Origin of the sequence: Schaalia naturae (assembly GCF_042665795.1) — a bacterium.
Lineage (GTDB): Bacteria > Actinomycetota > Actinomycetes > Actinomycetales > Actinomycetaceae > Pauljensenia > Pauljensenia naturae.
Map to the genome: position 1 here is coordinate 2,850,002 of NZ_JBHTEF010000001.1, position 20,825 is coordinate 2,870,826.

Annotated in this window: 18 protein-coding genes and 1 tRNA gene; 11 read left to right on the plus strand and 8 right to left on the minus strand. The window is 71.1% G+C overall.

Translation table 11 applies throughout. The features are described 5' to 3' along the window. Positions 1–13 precede the first annotated feature (13 nt). Positions 14–1,006, plus strand: a complete 993-nt coding sequence (gene pip, locus ACFQWG_RS12495; RefSeq protein ID WP_380975794.1) for a prolyl aminopeptidase — start codon at positions 14–16, stop codon at positions 1,004–1,006. Between the two features lie 34 nt (positions 1,007–1,040). On the opposite strand, the gene ACFQWG_RS12500 is transcribed toward pip, so the two are convergent. Together ACFQWG_RS12500 and ACFQWG_RS12505 are read right to left on the minus strand one after the other, a co-directional pair. Continuing rightward, on the minus strand, positions 1,041–2,231 hold the full coding sequence (locus ACFQWG_RS12500) for a helix-turn-helix transcriptional regulator (protein WP_380975796.1): 1,191 nt from the start codon (positions 2,229–2,231) through the stop codon (positions 1,041–1,043). Positions 2,232–2,353: 122 nt separating this feature from the next. Next, the gene (locus tag ACFQWG_RS12505; protein ID WP_291500684.1) at positions 2,354–2,977 is read right to left on the minus strand and encodes a superoxide dismutase; all 624 of its coding nucleotides are present in this window, start codon (positions 2,975–2,977) and stop codon (positions 2,354–2,356) included. 232 nt (positions 2,978–3,209) lie between these two features. On the opposite strand from ACFQWG_RS12505, the gene ACFQWG_RS12510 reads away from it, so the two are divergent. From ACFQWG_RS12510 to ACFQWG_RS12530, 5 genes are all read left to right on the plus strand, one after another. After that, positions 3,210–4,865, plus strand: a complete 1,656-nt coding sequence (locus ACFQWG_RS12510) for a DUF7059 domain-containing protein (RefSeq protein WP_380975798.1) — start codon at positions 3,210–3,212, stop codon at positions 4,863–4,865. Between the two features lie 234 nt (positions 4,866–5,099). Beyond that, positions 5,100–5,693, plus strand: a complete 594-nt coding sequence (locus ACFQWG_RS12515) for an ArsR/SmtB family transcription factor (RefSeq protein WP_380975800.1) — start codon at positions 5,100–5,102, stop codon at positions 5,691–5,693. Between the two features lie 177 nt (positions 5,694–5,870). Continuing rightward, the gene (topA, locus tag ACFQWG_RS12520) at positions 5,871–8,666 is read left to right on the plus strand and encodes a type I DNA topoisomerase (protein WP_380975803.1); all 2,796 of its coding nucleotides are present in this window, start codon (positions 5,871–5,873) and stop codon (positions 8,664–8,666) included. A gap of 45 nt (positions 8,667–8,711) precedes the next feature. Beyond that, on the plus strand, positions 8,712–9,641 hold the full coding sequence (gene tmk, locus ACFQWG_RS12525; RefSeq protein ID WP_380975804.1) for a dTMP kinase: 930 nt from the start codon (positions 8,712–8,714) through the stop codon (positions 9,639–9,641). Beyond that, entirely contained in the window at positions 9,638–10,876 is a 1,239-nt protein-coding gene (locus ACFQWG_RS12530; RefSeq protein ID WP_380975806.1) for a DNA polymerase III subunit delta', read from the plus strand. The genes tmk and ACFQWG_RS12530 overlap by 4 nt, the downstream gene beginning before the upstream one ends. Positions 10,877–10,941: 65 nt before the next feature. Here ACFQWG_RS12530 and ACFQWG_RS12535 read toward each other — a convergent pair whose 3' ends face one another. Beyond that, positions 10,942–11,583: a sugar O-acetyltransferase gene (locus tag ACFQWG_RS12535; protein WP_380975807.1), complete on the minus strand. Its 642-nt coding sequence runs from the start codon at positions 11,581–11,583 to the stop codon at positions 10,942–10,944. Positions 11,584–11,761: 178 nt separating this feature from the next. Between ACFQWG_RS12535 and ACFQWG_RS12540 the strand changes: the two genes are divergently transcribed. Next, entirely contained in the window at positions 11,762–13,429 is a 1,668-nt protein-coding gene (locus ACFQWG_RS12540; RefSeq protein ID WP_380975809.1) for an alpha/beta fold hydrolase, read from the plus strand. A gap of 23 nt (positions 13,430–13,452) precedes the next feature. On the opposite strand, the gene ACFQWG_RS12545 is transcribed toward ACFQWG_RS12540, so the two are convergent. Then, a complete protein-coding gene (locus ACFQWG_RS12545) occupies positions 13,453–14,937 on the minus strand; it encodes a permease prefix domain 1-containing protein (RefSeq protein ID WP_380975813.1) in 1,485 nt (494 codons plus the stop codon). Continuing rightward, positions 14,934–15,329 (minus strand): PadR family transcriptional regulator, encoded by a 396-nt coding sequence (locus ACFQWG_RS12550; protein ID WP_380975815.1) that lies wholly within the window; start codon positions 15,327–15,329, stop codon positions 14,934–14,936. Before ACFQWG_RS12550 ends, ACFQWG_RS12545 begins: the two co-directional genes overlap by 4 nt. Before the next feature lie 208 nt (positions 15,330–15,537). Here ACFQWG_RS12550 and ACFQWG_RS12555 point away from each other — a divergent pair. Together ACFQWG_RS12555 and ACFQWG_RS12560 are read left to right on the plus strand one after the other, a co-directional pair. Next, a tRNA-Thr gene (locus ACFQWG_RS12555) sits at positions 15,538–15,610 on the plus strand. A gap of 415 nt (positions 15,611–16,025) precedes the next feature. Then, positions 16,026–17,057, plus strand: coding sequence for an alpha/beta hydrolase (locus tag ACFQWG_RS12560; RefSeq protein WP_380975817.1), 1,032 nt, complete (start codon positions 16,026–16,028; stop codon positions 17,055–17,057). Between the two features lie 74 nt (positions 17,058–17,131). Here ACFQWG_RS12560 and ACFQWG_RS12565 read toward each other — a convergent pair whose 3' ends face one another. Both ACFQWG_RS12565 and ACFQWG_RS12570 read right to left on the minus strand, forming a co-directional pair. Continuing rightward, the gene (locus tag ACFQWG_RS12565) at positions 17,132–17,335 is read right to left on the minus strand and encodes a CsbD family protein (RefSeq protein ID WP_380975819.1); all 204 of its coding nucleotides are present in this window, start codon (positions 17,333–17,335) and stop codon (positions 17,132–17,134) included. 121 nt (positions 17,336–17,456) lie between these two features. Continuing rightward, positions 17,457–17,732, minus strand: coding sequence for a hypothetical protein (locus tag ACFQWG_RS12570; RefSeq protein ID WP_380975821.1), 276 nt, complete (start codon positions 17,730–17,732; stop codon positions 17,457–17,459). Positions 17,733–17,931: 199 nt separating this feature from the next. On the opposite strand from ACFQWG_RS12570, the gene ACFQWG_RS12575 reads away from it, so the two are divergent. After that, positions 17,932–18,261 (plus strand): DUF6907 domain-containing protein, encoded by a 330-nt coding sequence (locus tag ACFQWG_RS12575; RefSeq protein ID WP_380975823.1) that lies wholly within the window; start codon positions 17,932–17,934, stop codon positions 18,259–18,261. Positions 18,262–18,265: 4 nt separating this feature from the next. On the opposite strand, the gene ACFQWG_RS12580 is transcribed toward ACFQWG_RS12575, so the two are convergent. Continuing rightward, entirely contained in the window at positions 18,266–18,559 is a 294-nt protein-coding gene (locus tag ACFQWG_RS12580) for a helix-turn-helix transcriptional regulator (protein ID WP_380975825.1), read from the minus strand. A gap of 426 nt (positions 18,560–18,985) precedes the next feature. On the opposite strand from ACFQWG_RS12580, the gene hemH reads away from it, so the two are divergent. Further along, complete coding sequence (gene hemH, locus ACFQWG_RS12585; protein WP_380975827.1) at positions 18,986–20,236, plus strand: ferrochelatase; 1,251 nt, start codon at positions 18,986–18,988, stop codon at positions 20,234–20,236. Positions 20,237–20,825: the final 589 nt, after the last annotated feature.

Sequence of the window (20,825 nt, forward strand, 5' to 3'; positions counted from 1 at the left end):
CTACGCTGGGCGCATGACCTCGGCGAACGACCTGCGCACCTTATACCCGTCCCTCGAGCCCTACGCCACCGAGATGCTGGACGTGGGCGACGGCCAGTGCCTCTACGTCGAGCAGTGCGGCAACCCCCACGGCAGGCCGGCTGTGTTCCTCCACGGCGGGCCGGGCGGAGGGTGCGTCCCCGACCATCGCCGGCTCTTCGACCCGGAGCGCTACCGCATCGTGCTCTTCGACCAGCGTGGCGCCGGACGGTCGACGCCGCAGGCGGGACGCGATTTCGCGGATCTGAGCGCCAACACGACCTGGCACCTGGTCGCCGACATCGAGCGCATCCGCGAGCACCTGGGCATCGAGGCCTGGCAGGTCTTCGGCGGCTCATGGGGGTCGACGCTGGCGCTCGCCTACGCGCAGGCCCACCCCGGACGGGTCACCGAACTGGTCCTGCGCGGCATCTTCACTCTGCGCGCCTCGGAGCTCGACTGGTTCTACCAGGACGGCCCGCGGGGTGCGGGCGCCGCCTATCCCGACTACTGGGAGGACTACGTCGCGCCGATCGCTCCGCAGCAGCGCGGACGGATGATCGAGGCTTACTGGGCCGTGCTCAACGGCCCCGACGAGGAGGCGCGTCTGCGGGCCGCCCGCGCCTGGTGCCAGTGGGAGTCGCGCACGACCCACCTGCTGCTCGATCCCGCGGCCGAGGAGGAACCCACGCCTGAGTCGCTCCTGGACGACCTGTCGTTCGCGCGCATCGAGAACCACTACTTCATGAACCACGGCTGGCTCCGCGAGGGGCAGCTCATCGCCGACGCGGACGAGCGGCTGTCCGGCATCCCCGCCGTCATCGTCCAGGGCCGCTACGACATGTGCTGCCCCGCGACGACCGCCTGGGACCTGCACCGCGCCTGGCCGGCGGCCCGTCTCCAGCTGATCGCCGACGCCGGCCACTCCGTGAGCGAGCCCGGCATCACGGATGCGCTGGTGCGCGCCACCGACGGCTTCGCCGGCTGACCCCCCTCCCGGTTCTCCGAATCCGCTTCGCCTTTCAGCTTCGGCGGTTGCGCGGAAACTCGGTCACCGTGGCGCCCGGGTGGTCGTCGCCGGCCGTTCCCACCCCGAAGGCGGCGCCCCCGCGTCGGCGTGCCGCTCCTGAGCTCGGGCGGGCGGCCGCGCCCCAGTCGGGGACGAAAGGGCGGTCGAAGGGGTCGAACCAGTGGTCCACATGGAAGATGTCGTCGGGTCCGGGGTGGATGTTCGCCGCGAAGAGGGGGCCCAGGATGTCGATGCTCCCGGTGAGGGACGTGTACCACCCGTCCTTGCGGTCGACCACGGCGTGGCCCTGGGCCGTGGCGATCATCGAGCCGATCCCCAGGATCCGGTCGAGCACGAGGGCGTCGGCCACGCAGTGGACCAGAGCCTCGTCCGCGCCCACGGGGTGGACCACCAGCCGGTCGCACAGCGCCTCGGCCTGAGTGAGGAGCCGGTAGAGGAAGTCATAGTCGTAGTGCATCGCCCAGCGCCGGGGCAGCGAGTCGAAGACGATGGAGTCCCCCAACTGGCCCAGGTGGGTGCCGCGGGGCATCGCGGACATCTCCTCGGCGTTCTCCCGTGCGGCGTCGCGGAACAGGTCGGCGCCCAGCGCGAAGGTCCGTGCCGCCTCGACGCCCAGGGTGCCGGCGAGCAGCGGCGAGTACGAGTTCTCCCAGGCCTCGGGTTCTTGATCCCAGTCGGGCAGCCCCTGCGCTACGCCTGTGGAGGCGGCGAACTCCCGTACGCGGTCGACGTTGATGCTGCCGTCGGGGTTCGCCAGGAAGGAGGCGACGTCCCCGTCGGGATCCTCCAGCCAGGAGGGCCTGCGACCGCGCCGGCCCCATTCGTCGGGGCGGAGGAGCTCCTCCCAGGGGTCCGGCCAGACGAGCTTCCACCCCAGCGCCGCCCAGATGCGCGGGGCCTTGTCGTCGCGCGGCGCCGTCCGGCCGGTCTCGTAGTTGCGCCACGTCTGGTCGGAGACGCCGGCGCGCTGCGCCATCGCCGTCAGCGTGAGGCCCAGTTCCTCCCGTCGCGCACGGAACCGGGCGGGCAGGTCCGGCGCGTCGGCGTCGACGATGAGGCCGGCGTCGTCCTCGGGGGCGGGCTCGACGAGGTCGAGGATCTCGGCCTCGGAGCCGGGCAGTTCCGGCAGGCTCGGTTGGACGGGGTGCGCAGGGCGTGTGGAGGAGTTCGTCTTCCGGGCCATGGCTCCAGGATAGGGGACGAGGGCGCCCCGCGGCCGTCCTCAGCGAACGGACGGCGACCAGCAGGGACGCCCTCGTCGAAGCGCGCGCCGTCGGCGAAGGCCGGGACGGCGGGCGCCGGGGCTCAGAGGGTCACCAGACCGCCGAAGTTCGCGCGGGCGGCCTCGAAGCGGGCAGCGGCGTCGGCCCAGTTGGCGACGCTCCACCAGTTCTTCACGTAGTCGGCCTTGACGTTCTTGTACTGCAGATAGAAGGCGTGCTCCCACATGTCGAGCTGCAGCAGGGGGACCGTCGCGACGGGGACGTTGTTCTGCTGGTCGTAGAGCTGGAACGTCACGAGGCGCTTCGCCACGGTGTCCCAGGCGAGCACGGCCCATCCGGAGCCCTGCAGGCCGGTGGCGGCGGCGGCGAACTGCGCCTGGAACTTCTCGAAGGAGCCGAAGAACTCGTCGACGGCGGCGGCGAGCTCGCCGTCGGGACGCCCCTGGCCGTCGGGGGTGAGGTTCTTCCAGAAGATCGAGTGGTTGATGTGCCCGCCGAGGTTGAAGGCGAGGTTCTTCTCGAACAGGTTGATCGCGCCGAGGTCGCCGGCGTCGCGTGCGGCCTCGAGCTTCTCGAGCGCGGTGTTGGCGCCCGCGACGTAGGTCGCGTGGTGCTTGTCGTGGTGCAACTGCATGATCTCGCCCGAGATGGCGGGCTCCAGAGCGGAGTAGTCGTACGGGAGATCGGGAAGGGTGTAGATCGCCATGACGTGTCCTTGCCTCTCATGTGGCGCGTGGATGCGGTGTCGAGTGCCACGCCGCAGGGGCGTGCAGTTGCCCAGGCTATCGCCCTTTGGTCCCGGATGCCTGGTGGGATGTGGTGGTAAAGGACGGGCCGGCGAACGGGCGGAACCTCGGTGCGCCCCGTCCCGGTCCGGGCCTGGACCCGCCGGCGAGGGCCCCACCGCCTCCCTCGTCCGCACGCCCTAGGCTGGCGCCATGAGCGCAGAGACACCGGCAGCCCCCTCCCCCGAGCCTCCCCGCCTGGATCCGGATCTCATCGCGACCTTGATCCAGGATCTCGCGGCGGCCCGGTGGACGGTCGAGCGGGTGGACCGGCTGATGTCCCCCATGGCGCGCGAGGCGACGATGCGGGATCAGCGGATGCCGGCGCTCGTCGAACTCCGCGAGGATCCCGTCGCCACGGATCCCGCGGCCCTGCTCACCCGGCTGTTCGTCCTGGGCTCCACCGAGGAGCGAGACGCCGTCGACGACGCCCTGCCGCTCACGGGATCAGGGGGGCTTGCGGCCCTGGGGTTGGCTGCTCTGGAGGATGGGCTGGTCACGGCGCTGTTCGACCTGCGGCCCCACGCAGCGGACCTGCCCTCCGGCTCCCGGTCATGGTGGATCGCCTCGGACCTGGGAGAGGCCACGACGGGCCGTCCCTTGAATCCGGACCACGTCCTGGGCATCGGGGGCGCCACCCTCACCCTGCTGGGGCTCACGGTCCGCGATTGCGTCGGCTCCGCCCTGGACATCGGGACAGGGTGCGGGGTCCAGGCCCTGTACCTCGCCGAGCAGGCGGATCGGGTCGTCGCCACCGACCTGTCGGAGCGGGCCTGCCGGATCACCCGCTTCAATGCGGCCCTGAACGGGGCGGACCTGGACGTCCGCCGGGGATCGTTGTTCGAGCCGGTGGCCGGCGAGCGCTTCGACCTCATCGTGTCGAATCCGCCCTTCGTCATCACGCCGGACTCCGTGCGCTCCCAGGGCCTTCGGGACGCGGCGGGCGGGGGCGTCCCCGCCGGCCCGGGGGGCCTGCTGGAGTACCGCGACGGCGGCATGCCCCGCGACAGCCTCATCGCCGCCCTGCTCCGCGGCGCCCCCGGCCACCTCTCCGAGGGCGGATCGATGCAGATGCTGGCGAACTGGGAGATCCCGGCGGGAGCCGATCCGGACGCGGAGTGGTGGCGGCGCGTCGACCACTGGCTGGACGGCCTGCCCGTCGACGCCTGGACGGTCCAGCGCGACGTCCTGGATCCGGCCCGCTACGTCGAGATGTGGCTGCGCGACTCCGGCGGCACGCTCGCGCCGCGCGACCGGTGGGAACGCGCCTACGCCGACTGGATCGCTGACTTCCGGGCCGCTGGCGTGGGGGCTATCGGCATGGGGTTCATCGCCCTGCGCCGTCGCGCCCCGGACTGCCCCCGCTCCGCCGGCGAGGGCGTCCCCGGAGGCCGCGTCGGTTCCGGCGGGCAGGGGATCCGGGTCTACACGGAGGAACTGGGCGGGCGCACTCCGCGCGGGGTGGACGTCGCCCGCGCGCTGGCGACGTTGCGGCTGCCCGGCGACCTGGGCGGGCTCCGGCTGCGGCGCGCCGTCGACGTCACCGAGGAGAGGCACTACACGCCCGGCGAGGCGGACCCGCGCGTCCTCATCCTGCATCAGGGAGCCGGCCTGGGACGGTCCTTCCCCGTGGGGGCGGCCGAGTCGGCCGTGGTCGGAGCCGCGGACGGGGAACTCAGCGTCGGCCAGATCCTCACGGCCATCGCCGTGCTCACCGACCAGGACGAGGGCGAGCTGCGCCGGCAGGTGGACGGCCCCCTGCGTGACCTCATCCGGGCGGGCATCCTGGACATCGTCGAGGCGGGTTGACCGGTCCCCGGGAACCGGCGACAGGCTGGGACGGTGCTGGGGGCGTCTCCCGTCAGGCGGGGTCCCGTCCTTCCGCCGCCGGCCCGGAGGCGCCGGCCAGAGGCCCACGGAACCCGCGCGGACCGGGGGTGCGCCGGGGTGCGCTCATCGGGCGTTCCGCCAAATCTGAAGCATTTGTTTCATGAAATGCGAAGGTAGTCCTTCACAGTTCGCGGGAGCAACTACGCTCGTGCCATGGCCACCGATCCGCGAGAACTCGAACGGATGCGCGCGATCGGTCATCCGGCGCGCTGGCGCGTGCTGGAGGTCCTGTGGTCCGGCCGGGAGCTCACGGCCACGCAGGCGGCACAGATCGCGGGCGCGACGCCCTCGGCGATGAGCTACCACCTCCGCCACCTCGCGCGTCTCGGCATGGTCGAGCGCGTCGTCTCGCCGGACGGACGCGAGCGCCCCTGGCGGGCGACATCGGCGGGGCGCGAGATGACGACGCAGCCCGGCGCCGCGGAGGGGACGGCGATGATGCGCAACCTCGTCGCGTCCGTGTCGCGCGCGATCGCCCTGCCCCCGCCGCCGCCCGGTGACGACCGCCCCTGGCCGGCGTCCTGGTCCCGGGCGGCGCTCCGCCTGACGCGGGAGGAGGCGAGGGAGCTGCACCGCAGGATCCGGGGCCTCATCGACGAATTCGAGGAGCGGACGGCGGCACCGGAGCCGGAGGACGCCGACGTCCCCGCCGACGCGGTGGACGGCGGGGGCCGGGAGGAAGCGCCACGCCGATTCGGCTACGAGACGTTCTGGATCCTCGGAGCTCAACCGCCCGCAGGGGACTGACCGCCTCATCCGGTTCGCCGGCCGGACGGACGTGACTCCGTCCACAGGGGCGCGCGGGGCTGGCGGAGATGGCGGTTCCACGTTGTAGGGTGCCCCAGTGACGGCCCGAACCGCGGCGTGCGGTCGTGCGGTCGTCCGGTGCGGTCGTCGGCGCCGTGGTTGAGCGAGCGGAGGGTCATGAGCGGGTCGAAACTGGTTATCGTCGAGTCCCCGGCGAAGGCCCACACGATCGAGGGGTACCTGGGCCCTGAGTACCGGGTGCAGGCCTCGATCGGCCACATCCGCGACCTGCCGCAGCCCAAGGACCTCCCGACAGACCTCAAGAAGGGCCCCTACGGGCGTTTCGCGGTGGACGTCGAGCACGGGTTCCAGCCGTACTACACGGTGAACCCGGACAAGAAGAAGGTCGTCACGGAGCTCAGGCGGGCTCTCAAGGAGGCCGACGAGCTCTACCTGGCCACTGATGAGGACCGCGAGGGGGAGGCCATCGCCTGGCACCTCCTCGAGGTGCTCCGGCCCAAGGTGCCGGTGCGGCGCATGGTGTTCCACGAGATCACGCGCGAGGCGATCCAGCGCGCGCTCGAGACGACGCGCGATCTCGACGAGGACCTGGTCGACGCGCAGGAGACCCGCCGCATCCTCGACCGGTTGTACGGCTACGAGGTCTCGCCGCTGCTGTGGCGCAAGATCCGCCCGTCCCTGTCCGCCGGGCGCGTCCAGTCCGTGGCGACGCGACTGGTCGTGGACCGGGAGCGCGAGCGGATGGCGCATGTCGCGGCCTCGTACTGGTCCATCGACACCCATGTCGCCGCCGAGCCGGGCGCGTTCAGCGCGCGCGTCGTCCAGGTGGACGGCCGTCCCGTGGCCGTGGGGTCGGACTTCACGGAATCGGGTGAGCTCTCCGCCAAGGCGCGGAAGGCGGGGGCGGTCCACCTCGACAAGGACGCCGCCGTCCGGTTGGCGGAGCTGCTCGGCGCCTCGGCGGCGGCCCCCGGCGCCTCCTCGGTCGAGTCCGTCACGCAGAAGCCGTACCGGCGGCGCCCGGCGGCGCCGTTCACCACCTCGACCCTGCAGCAGGAGGCCAGCCGCAAGCTGCACTGGAACGCCAGCTCCACGATGCGCACCGCCCAGAGCCTGTACGAGTCCGGGTACATCACCTACATGAGGACCGATTCCACGGCCCTGTCCGACCAGGCGCTGAAGGCAGCTCGATCCCAGGCCCGCGACCTGTACGGGGCCGATGCCGTCGCCGACAAGCCGCGCGTGTACGGGACCACGGCGAAGGGCGCCCAGGAGGCCCATGAGGCCATCCGCCCGGCCGGTGACCACTTCCGGACGCCCGAGCAGGTCGCGGGCGCGCTGAGTCGCCAGCAGCTTGCGCTCTACGACCTGATCTGGAAGCGCACGCTGGCCTCCCAGATGGCCGACGCCGTCGGGTACACGGCCACGATCCGCGTGCTCACGGGCGTGGGCGACGAGCAAGGCCGCCATGACGTCATCTCCTCGGCCTCCGGCACCGTCATCACGCGCCCGGGTTTCCGGCTGGCCTACCAGGAGGGGCGCGACAAGTCGCGGTACGAGGGCGAGGCCGGGGCGGCCGGGCCGGATGCGGAGGGCGGCTCGGACAAGGTGCTGCCCGACGTCCACGAGGGCGACCCCTGCGATGTCGACCACGCCGACGCGGACGGGCATCTCACGCAGCCTCCCGGCCGGTACACGGAGGCGACTCTGGTCAAGACCATGGAGGAGCTGGGCATCGGGCGCCCCTCGACCTACGCCGCGACGATCCAGACGATCTCGGACCGCGGATACGTCGTCCACCGCGGGCAGTACCTCGTGCCGACATGGCTGGCCTTCTCGGTGACGCGGCTGCTGGAGGAGAATCTCTCCGACTTGGTCGACTACGACTTCACCGCGTCGATGGAGTCCGATCTGGATCGCATCGCCGCCGGCCAGGAGGACGGTACCCAGTTCCTCACCCAGTTCTACCTGGGGGAGGACGGCGGGGGCGACCGCGACGGCCTGCGCCACCAGGTCGAGAGCCTGGGCGACATCGACGCGCGCGCCGTGAACGCCATGGACCTGGGCGGAGGCGTGACACTGCGGATGGGACGCTACGGGCCCTATCTGGAGAACGCGGACGGGGTGCGCGCGAACGTCCCCGAGGACGTGGCGCCCGACGAGCTCGACGCGGAGAAGATCGCCGAGCTGTTCGCGATGGCGGCAGATGACGGGCGGGAGCTGGGGGCCGATCCTTCGACGGGCCATGTCATCGTCGCGAGGAACGGGCGGTACGGCCCCTATGTCACGGAGGTGCTGCCGGAGGCGGCGCCGCCCGCGGAGGACGAGGGGACGGGGAAGGGCCGCAGGAAGGCGGCGTCCGGCCCGAAGCCGCGGACCGCGTCGCTGTTCCAGTCGATGAGCCTGTCCACCGTCACCTTGGAGGACGCGCTCAGGCTGTTGTCCCTGCCGCGCGAGATCGGGGCCGATCCCGCCACTGGCGAGGTCATCACCGCCCAGAACGGGCGCTACGGGCCCTATCTCAAGAAAGGCGCGGACTCCCGGTCCCTGTCCTCGGAGGACCAGCTCTTCACCCTCACGCTGGAGGAGGCCCTGGAGATCTACGCGCAGCCGAAGACCCGAGGCCGAGGAGCCGCGAAGCCGCCGCTGCGCGAGTTCGGGGCGGATCCGGTCTCGGAGAAGAAGGTTGTCGTCAAGGACGGGCGTTTCGGTCCCTATGTCACGGACGGCGTCACCAATGTCACGGTGCCGCGCGGGGAATCGGTGGAGGGCCTCACCGAGGAGCGGGCGTTCGAGCTGTTGGCCGACAAACGCGCGAAGGGCCCGGCCCCGAAGAAGCGGGCGGGCGGGCGGGCCACCGCGAAGTCCCGGACGGCCTCGTCGAAGAGGGGCACGTCGACGAAGAAGGGGAAGGGCGGGGGGACGGCCCGCGCGGGCTCGACGCCGAAATGAGGTAGGGGATCCGGAGATGCCGGTGGACCGTGGGAGGATGACGGCATGACGGACGAAGGGACAGCATCGGCTGGCCTGTTCATCACCTTCGAAGGTGGGGACGGCTCGGGCAAGACCACGCAGATCCGGCGGGTCGGACAGTGGTTCACGGACCGCGGGCGGCGGGTGCTCCTCACCCGAGAGCCGGGCGGCACGGAGCTGGGCGGTGAGATCCGCCGTCTCGTCCAGCACGGTCCCGAGGACGTCGATGCGCGCACGGAGGCCCTGCTCTACGCCGCCGATCGCGCGTATCACGTGTCGACGGTCGTGCGGCCGGCGCTCGAGGACGGGGCGGTGGTGCTCTCCGACCGCTACATCGACTCCTCCGTCGCCTACCAAGGAGCGGCGCGGGACCTGGGTACGGGCGAGATCCTCAAACTGTCCGAATGGGCGACCGAGGGCCTGCGGCCCGATCTGACGTTCCTGCTGGACCTGCCGCCCGAGGTCGGAGCACGGCGCGGATCAGGGGACCCGGACCGCCTGGAGCGGGAGCCGGGCGAGTTCCACGAGCGTGTGCGCCATGAGTACCTGCAGCTCGCGGAGGAGGATCCGGACCGGATCGTCGTCATCGACGCGGTGGGCACCCCCGGCCAGGTCTTCTCCGAGATCCGCGGGGTGCTGGAGGAACGCTTCTACGGGCACCGCGTCGACCTGGACGAGGAGACGGGCCCCATTGCGCCGGGCGAGCCGGAGCGGGCCGGCGGGGGACCGGAGCCGGCCCAGCCGGCTGGCCTCTCCGTCGGCGGTTCCGCCTCCGACGACGCGGTGCCCGACGGCCCCGCCTCCGACGCGCCGGTGTCCCCGGCTTCCGCCGCCCGTCGCAGCACCGATCGGGACGGGGTCTCCCCGGTCGGGACGGAGGCCTCCGAGGAGCCATCGCCGCTGGGGTCCCAGGCGACCCTGTGGGGCGACCCCGGCGAGGGCATGCTGTTGTGAGCGTGTGGGACGAGCTGGTGGGGCAGGACGGCGCGGTCCGCATCCTACGGGAGGCCGCCGCGGCCGCTCGCCGGATCGTCGACGGCCCGGGTGCCTCCGGCAGGGGCCTCGGTTCCCCGGAGGCCTCCGGCAGCCTGCGCGGGGCCGGCGCAGCCGGGCCGGCCCGCGCCATGACGCATGCCTGGCTCATCACGGGCCCTCCGGGATCGGGCCGGTCGGTGGCGGCTCTCGCCTTCGCGGCGGCCCTGCAGTGCACGGGAGAGGCCCCCGGATGCGGACGGTGCCCCGGGTGCCGGACGACGATGGCGCGGACGAACGCCGACGTGCTCGTCGTGTCCACGGAGGCGACCACGATCAGGATCGACGAGGCCCGCGCCTTCGTCCAGCGCGCCCAGGTGGCGCCCTCGGCGGGCCGGTGGCGCGTCATGATCGTCGAGGACGCCGACCGGATGCTGGAGCGGACGTCGAATGTGCTGCTCAAGGCCATCGAGGAACCGCCTGAGCGCACGGTGTGGCTGCTGTGCGCGCCCAGCCCCGAGGACATGATCACCACGATCCGCTCGCGATGCCGCCACCTGGGGCTGCGGATCCCCTCGGCCCAGGCGGTCGCGGACCTGCTGGTGCGCCGTGACGGCGTGGAACCGCAGGCGGCCCTCGAATCGGCGCGCGCGGCACAGTCCCACATCGGGCTGGCCCGGGCGCTGGCCCGGGATCCGGAGCTGCGCGAGCAGCGTCGCCGCATCGTGCGCGCCCCCGCCGAGGTCCGCAGCGTCGGCGAGGCGGCGCTCGCCGCCCAGGACCTGGTGGACATGGCGAAGGCGCAGGCCGAGGCGCGCACCACTGAACGCAATGCCCGCGAGCGCACGGCGCTGCTGCGCCAGTTGGGCATGACTGACGGCGATCGGTCGACGCCCCAGTCGCGCGGTGCCGTCCATCAGCTGGAGGAGGACCAGAAGCGGCGTTCGAAACGCGCGATGGTCGATGCGCTGGACCGGGCGCTGCTGGACCTGCTGGCGTTGTATCGCGACGTGCTGCTGGTCCAGTTGGGGACCGGTCAGGCGCTGGTGAACGAGGACCTCTCGGACCTGGTCAGCGATATCGCGGCCGATTCCACGCCGGAGCAGACGATGGAGCGGGTCGAGGCCATCGAGGAGGCGCGCCACCGGCTGGTCGCCAATGTCCAGCCCCTGCTGGCCATGGAGGCGATGACGATCGCCCTGCGCCCCCAGGCCTGACGGTCCTCAATCCCGGCTCCGCCGAGGCCGGTCCGGCGACCAGGGCGCCGGCCGCTGCCCGATCGTCAATGCCGGAGGCCGCCACGCTCCTCCAGGTCCGCCTCCGTGATCGGGCGGAGGACGCGGGCCGGGGTGCCGACCGCCACGACCATCGGCGGGATGTCGCGGCTCACCACGGCTCCGGCGCCGACCACGGAGCCGTACCCGATGCGCACGCCGGGCAGGATCACGGCGTTGGCGCCGATCCAGACGCGGTCCTCGAGGACGATCGGCAGGGAGAAGCGGCGGAAGTCCTCGCGCAGCGACGGGTGGATCGGGTGTCCGGTCGTCGTCAGGGTGACGTTCGGTGCGATCATCACGCCGTCGCCGATCCGGATGTCGACGTCGTCGACGAAGGAGATGTTCGCATTGCCGTAGAAGTCGTCCCCGATGTAGGTCCGGCTGCCGAAGGCGGCGCTGAACGGGGTGTTGAGGAGGGGCCTCTCCCCGACGGAGGCGAAGATCCGGCGGAGCAGGGCCTCGCGCCGGCTGCTCTGGTCCGGCGGCGTCTGGTTGTAGGCGAAGATCAGGTCGGCGCGGCGCTCGGGCGCCTGGAAGGAGGCCTCGGTCTCGGTGTAGAGCGATCCCTCCGAGATGCGGTCGAGGGTCTCCTGTCTCGCTGCCGGCCGGCCGATGGGCGAGGCCGGGGTGGCGCGTCGATCGGGCATGGGGCCTCCCTGGTGCGGCGTCGACGGCGTTCCTTGAATCTACCGCCCAGTCTATTACGGGTGGAGCCCGGCTTCACGTTCGCGGGCGGGCAGGCCGGGAGCCTCGGGCCGGGCGCGTTCGGGCTCGCCGGGACGGGCCGGTTCGGCGGGGCGGGGCCGTCCTCGTTACCCTGAGGGCATGACCCCGCGCTCGGCCGCACGCTCCCGTCCTCGACCCGATGTCCGGATCCGGGGGGCGGTGGCGGCGGCGCTCGCGGCGACCGCCGCGCTCGCCGCCGCATGCGGGACGTCGGCGGGGAACATCCCTCCGGTCGCAACCCTGTCCCCGGGGGGCGGCCAGTCCGCGCAGTCGGGGACCGGCTCGGCGCCCTCCGTCGACGGCACGATCGAGGGCTTCTATGGCCAGCAACTCGACTGGCAGACCTGCTCCGCCGAGGAGGTCACCACCGAGGGCGCGGACGCGCCCAGCGACCTCTCGGACTACCAGTGCGCCACGATGGCCGCGCCCCTGGACTGGGACGACCCGTCGGGGGAGACCATCATGCTGCGCATCGCGAGGCACCTGGCGGGGAAGGACTCCAAGGGCGCGCTCTTCTACAACCTCGGCGGCCCGGGCGGCGCCTCGGTGAAGTCGCTGAGCTACCTCGTGGAGGACAACCTCGGCGAAGAGTTGGTTGACAACTATGACCTGGTGGGCCTGGACCCCCGCGGCGTCGGAGCCTCCACCCCCGTCGTGTGCATGACGGACCAGGAGCGCGACGACTACAACGCCAATGACTCCGACACCTCGGAGGCCTCCGCCGACCCCGCTGACATCGTCGCGCAGGCGGAGGCCCTGATGAAGAAGATCGGTCAGGGCTGCCTGGACAACGCCGGCGATCTGGCCGCGCACATCGACACCGTCTCGGCCGCCAAGGACTTCGACATGGCGCGGGCCGTGCTGGGGGAGACGACCTTCACCTATCTCGGCTACTCCTACGGCACGTTCCTGGGGGCGACGTATGCGGGGTTGTTCCCCGACCGCGTCGGGCGCATGGTCCTGGACGGGGCCCTGGACCCCGCGATGGACGTCAACCAGATCTCCGACCTGCAGATGCGTGGTTTCGAGGCGTCGCTCACCCACTGGATCGAGGACTGCCAGGCTGCCTCCGGCTGCCCGTTGACCGGGTCGGCCGACGACGGCGCCGCGCAGGTCAAACAGTTCCTCGACGGCCTGGCGGACTCGCCGCTGCCCACGCAGGACGCCGACCGGCCGCTCACGCAGTCGCTGGCGCTCACCGCGATGATCGGGATGATGTACTCGACGCAGACGTACTCGGCGCTCACCCAGGGCATGGAGCAGGCGATGGGAAGCGGGGACGGGTCGATCCTGCTGTACCTGGCGGACTACATGAACGACCGCAACGACGACGGCACGTACGCCTCCAACGGGACGGACGCGCTGATCGCCATCAACGCCTTGGACTATGAGCCGGTGGGAACGGTCGAGGAGTGGGCGGCCGACGCCGCCCAGCTGCAGGCCGAGCTGCCGATCCTCGGTGAGTTCGCCGGGTACTCCTCCGCGGGGCTCGACGCCTGGCCGATCGGCCGGCATGCCCAGCGCGCGGCGATCACCGCCGACGGCGCCCCGACGATCGTCGTGGTGGGCACCACCCACGATCCGGCGACGCCCTACGTCATGGCGCAGAACCTGGCAGATGAGCTCACCGACGCCGTCCTCGTCACCTGGGACGGCTGGGACCACACGGCCTACTCGAAGGCGGGCTCGGCGTGCGTGGCCCAGGCGGTCGAGGGCTACCTGGTCGACGGAGACGTCCCGGAGGACGGTCTCACCTGCATCGACTGAGGGATCCCGTCGGGGGAGGCGCCCTAGATCCAGCCGAACGCCGGAGGGAACGCCAGAGCGACCGCCCCCGCCCACACGCCGAAGGCGGGCAGGGCGAGTGACTGCCAGCGCTGGAGCGACAGCTCGGCCCGTGGCGACCCCGGCCCGCCGCCCGTGCAGATCAGCCCGTAGAACCAGGCGGACCCGGCCAGATGGGCCAGCAGGAGGATGTTGCACCCGAGGCCGGCGAGCTTGTTGGGGCTCGCTCCCCATTCGAGCAGACGCCCGGCCATGGCCCACAGCATGAGGAGGTCCACCGCGATCGCGGCGACGATGAGCGCCAGCTGCATCCAGTCCAGCGCCCGCGGACGGGTGCCAGGGGTCGACGGCGTCCGGGCGGACACGGTGAACAGCACGATCGCGGTCACCGCGACGAGGACCGCGTCGAACCAGATCAGCACGTCGCGATCCAGGTCGACGGGGTTCCCGGTGAGGGCCGCGGCGACCAGGAACACCGCCAGCGCCACGGTGAGCAGCGGGGTGAACACGGCGGTGAGCACGGGCGCCATGTTCTCGATGACGGACTTCTTGCGCTCGACCAGCCAGGCGCACACCAGCACCGCGGCGGCGGCGCAGACGGGGACGACCCAGCCCATGACCTGCGCGACCAGGTCGGCGGGCGTGTCGATGGCCGTGAAGATCCCCGACACGATGCCGACCAGCGCGGCTCCGACCAACGCGATGAGGACGTAGTACACGATGGCTTCGCCCAGGAAGCGCACCCAGTCCATCCATGCCTCCAGCGTCCGCCAGCGCGGCCCCAGATAGGCGATGCCCGTGGCCACGCACAGCGCGATGGGCAGGTGCAGGGCGCTCAGCCACAGCGTCTGGCCCGTGGCGTCCCCGGGATACAGGTTGACGAGGACGGCGCTGACAGCGAACACGGCGGCCAGCAGCGCCGGCCCCGCCGGCTCGCCTGCCACCTGCTGGAGGCGGCGGCGAATCAGGAAATGGGCGGCAAGGAAGGGAAGGACGAGGAAGGCGATGTTGCGCAGGTAGAAGCCGTCGAAGGCCGGTTCTCCCAGGACGGAGTACGGCAGGCGCACAGCCAGGCCGGCGAGCAGTCCGAGTCCCAGGGCGGACAGTAGATCCCACCGCGCGGGCCGGGTCGCGGGCTCGGCCTGCGCGCGGTCGCGCCGACCGGTGGCGTCGGCCTCGCCGATCGGAGGTGTGCTGCCGGCAGTGCCGAGCTGGCGCCACAGGCGCTCGGAGTGGACGGCGCCGAACTCGCGGGCGACGGCGTCCTGCGCGCCGAGCCGCCGCAGGGCGATGAGCAGGGCCTCCTCGGGGGACAGGCCGGCGGAGCGGAGGTCGCGCATCTGGGAGACGAGATGGTCCTCGAGTTCGTCGACGTCCTCGGGGGCGACCCCGGGTCGGGCGGACATGAGAGAGCGCCACTCGGCGATCTGGCCGGCGACCTCGGGAGGCAGGGGGTCGGTGGCGTGGGTGCTGCCGGTCCGGTCGATCATCGCGCCTCCCGGGGGCCGGGTGCGGAGGCGACGGCAGGCGCCTGGAATGCGGCCGACGTCCGGGTGCCGGGGAGGAGGCTCTCCAACGTGTCGACGACGGCCCGCCACTGGGAGGCCTGGCCGGCGAGTTCCGCGCGGCCGAGCTCGGTGATCGCGTAGTACTTCCGGCGTCGGCCGCCCTCGGGGGCCTCGCCCCAGCGGGAGGCGATGAGCCCCTGGCGCTCGAGGCGGTGGAGGAGGGGATAGAGCATCCCCTCGCTCCACTCCAGTGTGCCGCCGGAGGCCTCCGTGATGCGGCGCAGGAGCGAGTAGCCGTAGTCCTCGCCGGTGCTGAGCACCCCCAGCACAATCGGGGTCGCGGAGGCGGCCACAAGGTCCTTCGACACGCGCATCTTGTTACCTCGTTCCTCTAGGTGTTGAGTGTCAGTGGGAGCCTAGCACCTCAAGGTATGAAGGGCCCGATGACGGGCCGCGGCACGATGGGAGCCGTGTGACGGGGTCAACGCGGGACGAGGGCGCCCTTGGTTTGCCGGGGCGGCGCGCGGCCCGCTACAGTGTCGTCGTTGCCTGCGCGCCGGGTCCCCCGGGACGGCAGGCGCGGCCACCTTAGCTCAGTCGGCAGAGCGATTCACTCGTAATGAATAGGTCCGGAGTTCGATTCTCCGAGGTGGCTCCGAGTTTGAGACGGGCAGGAGGGGGCTTGCCGAGTTGACCGGTCGCCGCGGCCGCGAGGATTGCGGTTACTGGGCCGATGAGCAGCAGGAGCCATCCACCCGCAGCGAGGGCCGGTTCGTCGTCGCGTATTGGTCGCCCCGTGGTTTCGCCCACCGCGCCGACCAGTGCCTCGGCCCTCTCGTACGCAGATGGTCTCTGTCGCCATGGCCGTGCGGCTTGCTTCTGGATACGAGGGCGAGCAGGCGTCCTCTGTGCGAGGGTGGCATGGTGCATCCTGCGCGTGTGCGGCGCGATGGCTCGAGGCGGATGCCGGAGAGCCGACGCGGTGGATGAGGTGACGGATGACGAAGAGCCGATGGCCAGGCGGGTGAAGGCGAGATCGCGAGTACCCGCCACCCGGGAGCGGAGGAACGATGCTGAGGAAGATTGCCAAGCGGGCGGTCCTGATGGTTCTCCTCCTCCTTCTCGGGCTCGGCTTGTGGGCGTGGGCGAGTCCGTGGCCGTCGGTTCTGCTCATCCGTCACATGTGGCCCGTTCCCACCGCCGAACAGGTGGAAGCCCTGGAGGCACTGGAGCCCGGTGGGGTCTCTGTGCAGCGCGATGTCGTCGTGAACCCCTCCGACAAGGACGCCCGGATCGACGTCTATCGTCCTGAGGCTGCGGGAAACGCTGCGCTGCCCACTGTCGTGTGGGTGCACGGCGGCGGGTTCGTCACCGGCTCAAAGGACGGAATGGACACTTATCTCGCGCACATCGCGGCTGCCGGGTACACGGTCGTGGCAGCCGAATACACCGTTGCCCCCCAGGCCCGATACCCCAGACCTGTCGAACAGGTCAGTGCCGCTCTTGACTTCCTGGTCGCCCACGCCTCCCAGTATGGGATTGACACGGGCCAAATGGCTCTGGGCGGCGATTCGGCAGGAGCCCACATCGCGGCACAGACAGCGATGGCGGTCTCAGATCCCACCTACGCCGCGGAAGCGGGTCTGCCCCGGCCTGATCTCCCCGAGGGGCTTCAAGCCGTGGTCCTGTACTCGGGCGCGTTCGACCTGACCCTGGTGCGGGAGACCACCGGCGTGGGCCGATGGCTGGCGGAGTCCATGATGTGGGCCTACACCGGTTCCAAGGATGCCGCCTCGGACTCCCGGCTCGAATGGGCCGACCTTCCCGAGCACGTCTCCTCCACCTTCCCCGTGTCATTCATCTCGACCGGCCCAGGCGACCCGCTCTTGTCGCATTCGCAGTCGATGGCCCGGAGCCTGGAGGCGGCAGGCGCCGATGTGGAGACGCTCTGGTTCCCAGAGGCGCCGAGCAGCATAGGCCACGAATACGAGATGGACCTGCGCACCTCGGAGGCGAAAGCCTCGATGAAATCGATGATTGCGTTCATCCGGGCGCACCTGGACACCTCAGTTCCCCTGTCGACGCCATCCGACTCCTGGTGAGACCCCGCCGAAGGCGGAGTCGGGGGTAGACGGCGATCTCCCATGAGGGTGGCGTCCGTGCTTCCGTCCTTGGGTCATCCCTTGCCGTCGAGGGCGTCCTTGGCGCGGTCGACGAGCGCCTTGGCGCCTGATTTCACATCTTCGACGGCCTCCTTGGCCTTGCCCTCAAGGTTCTGGAGGCGGCCTTCGGCTTCGGTGTCCTTGTCGCCGGTCACCTTGCCGAGGGTCTCCTTGACCTTGCCGGCTGCCTTGTCGCCCGTCGCATCGAGGTCTGCCATCGCCCTCTCCTTTCATGTGTTCCACTGAAATGGTGTGACCAGGGTTACATATCGGGCGGAGCGGTGCAAGGGGAACTCGTCTCCCACCCAGCCGTGACCGCCGGGTGGGAGACGTGCGCCGTCATACCTGTGGAGAGGGTCCTGCGGACGGGGCGGGCGGGAGCGGGCGGTTGCCCTCCTTGGCGCCCCACACGAACCAGCAGACCATGCCGACGATGCCGGTGGGGAGTGCGGCCAGTGCCCACAAGGCCTTGAATGCGGGCGTCCAGCGTGGGGATCTCACGATGCCGACCAGCGTGACGATCCAGATGATCAGGGGGATGAGGGCGAGGATGAAGACCAGGCCGAGGCTGATTCCGGCGAGCGCGTTGTATGTCGAGTCATCGTATGTGTCCACGTCAATAGCCTGACTGAGCAACAGTGATCCGTCAAGCGCGCGAGCCTCTGACGGCACCGGCGAGAGGCGCCGAGATATGTCACCCCGAGAAACCGCTGTCCACAGCCTCTGTGCGATGGCGTCGAAGTGCGGGTCGTGGATGGGACCCTGTCTGCCGGGGCCTCTGGGCCATGATGAGCTGGGGGAGAGGGGGCACAGGATGGTGGAGTCGAAAGCGTCGTGGCTACGGGAGTCCTGCCCGCCGTGGTGTGTGGCGGCGCATCATGAGGAGGATTTTCCCGACGACCGGGAGCATCAGGGGCTGGTGCGTGAGATCCCGGCCGTGCTCCTCTCCCGGACCTATCCCGAGTCGGGCCGGCTGGTGGAGACGACCGAGGCGACGACGCTGGACGTCGTCCGGCACTGCCGGGCCGGCAGCCGGGAGGAATGGGTCTACATCGGGGACGACGAGCATCGTCTCGACGTCTCTCTGGAGACGGCGCGCCGCATCGCCTCGGCCCTCGCGGAGACCGTGGCGAGCGGGAGCTGAGGGGTCACGGCCTCGGTGGAAGCCCGCTCCTCAGCTCGGGCCACTCCTCGGGCAGCAGAGCGTCGACCGTGGTCCCGAGCACCTGGGCGACGGCCATGACGTTGCGGAGACTGGGGTTGGCGGCACGGTTCGGGGCGGACTCGCCCTTCTCCAGCTTCTGGAAGGTGTAGCGGCTGATACCGGCTGCGTAGGCAACGTTCTCCTGGCTCAGGCCGCGTGCTGCGCGCAGGCGCTGGATGTTCATTCCCAGTTCGCGCGCGCAACGGTCCCAGGCCTGCTCAGGTCGTCTTTTCGCCACCGGTCCAGCGTGTGGCGGGGAGAGCGTGAAGATGGCCTCCTCAAAGAGGCTATTCGCGAAAGGCGATCTGGTCTGGGTCGGGAGCTCTCGTCGGCGTCCGCCTCCCTGGCGGATGATGCGGTGTGGTGGCATACTGAATATGGCTCGTTATACGAGGCTCCCGGCCTGGTGCGTCGGGTGTGGGAACCCCTCCTGCCCTGGAGCTCGGAGCCGCTTCGTATGCGGGCCGGGGTTCTCTGCCGCGCCGGGTACGTGAGTGTCCCAGAACCTTCCGCCGCGGACCGGTGGCAGAGGCCCCTTCGGGTGCGCCCCGGACGCGGGCGGGCCGGTCCCTCCCGGGGACGCGTGCCCGCCGACGGCCATCCGTTCCATGGAGATGACGGAGCGTCGCAATGCCTCCGCGCGCCCTCCGGTAGAGTGGCCGTTATGACGGATTCAGCCCATGTGTCAGGACAGGCTGTGACGGGCGCCGGCGAAGACGCCGGCGCCGCCCTCGTCGATGGCGAGAGGACCCTCAAAGCCGCGCCCGAGGCGCCGGCCCGTCCGACGTCGGCTCCGGCGGCCGCCCCCGCGGTGGTTCTGGTCAACCTCGGCACCCCCGAGGAGCCCACCGCGAGGGCCGTCCGCCCCTACCTCCGAGAATTCCTCTCCGACCGCCGCGTCATCGAGATGAGCCCCTGGATGTGGCGCCCGATCCTGGAGGGCATCATCCTGCGTGTCCGCCCCCGCGCCTCGGCGCAGAAGTACGCGTCGATCTGGATGGACGAGGGCTCCCCGCTCATGCACTGGACCTCCCGGCAGCGCGACGGATTGACGGAGATCCTCGACGGAGAGCTCGGCCCGGGCCGGGTCGAGGTCCGCGTCGCCATGCGCTACGGGAGCCCGGCGCTGCGCGACGTCCTGTCGGACCTGTGCGACCACGGGACGCGCCGAGTCCTGATCCTGCCCGCCTACCCGCAGTACGCGGCCTCCTCCGCTGGAACCGTCATCGATGAGGCCGCCCGCTGGACCCTGAAGGCGCGCGACCAGCTCGAGCTGCGCACGGTCCGCTCCTTCCCGGACTCCGCCCCCTACATCGAGGCGCTCGCGGAGGCGCTCGAGGAGCACTGGGCCGGCCCGGAGGGGCGCCCGGACTTCGAGGCCGGGGACAAGCTGGTGCTGAGCTTCCACTCGATCCCGGCGGCCATGCATCGCGCCGGGGACCCTTACCGCTCCGAGTGCGAGACCACCGCACGGCTGCTCGGCGAGCGGCTGGGGCTGCGGGTCGCGTCATGCAGGGGCGCGGGGCCGGGCGCCGAGGCAGGCCAGGCGCCGTCCGGCACCCGGGACGGCGGTGCGCCCGACGTGCCGCATGACCCGCTCGCCGACGCGGACGAGGGCGACGTGCTGGTGCGCTTCCAGTCCGTCTTCGGGCCCTCGGAGTGGATCGGCCCGGCCACCATCGACACGATGGGCGCGCTGGGCGGCGCGGGCACCCGCCGCGTCGACGTCATCTGCCCCGGTTTCATGGCCGACTGCCTGGAGACGCTTGAGGAGATCAACATCCTCAACCGGAAGACGTTCCTGGGCGCCGGCGGGCGCGAGTTCCACTACGTCCCGTGGGCCAACGACTCCCGCGGCTGCGTGGACACGCTGGCCGAGCAAGCCCGGCGCGGACTCTCCGGATGGGTGGCCTGAGGCAGCCCGCGGGGCGGGGCCCGGCGGCGCGGCGGCGATCCAGCATTCGCATCGCCACGTCGGGGAGAGGCCCTCAGATGCCGCTCCGTCGACGCGTTTGAAGCCGCCTCGTCGGACTCCCAGCCTTCACGACGCGACACGGCATCTCGACTCCCTGGATACCTCGCAGGGAATCGATGTCCACGACGGCCACGGGGCGGTCCTCGGATTCCATTCTCCGAATGCGGTGCCCCGGTATGGGGAAGGACCTTTGGCGCGGTCCGGGAATCCTCAGAAAGCCCGGAGTCGGGGGCACCAAAGATCCTCTGCGGATCGGCGTGCCCGGCCGGTGTGAGTCCGGCGTCTTCTCTCCTGCCGAGGATCAGGCACTCGGCGTCTTGACTGAGGGCGGGGTGTTGTCGAGTGAGGCTTTCAGTGACGGCGAGCCGGTGCGAGACGTTCTCTTTCGCGCACGAATACGTCCCTGTCGGGGCGGGGATGAGAGGCTCGCGGACTCGACAAAGACGAGGGCGACCCTGCGACAATGGGACGGTGGAGACGGAGTGGGCGTTCGACCGAATGACGCCGGACCGGGCTCATCTGATCGCAC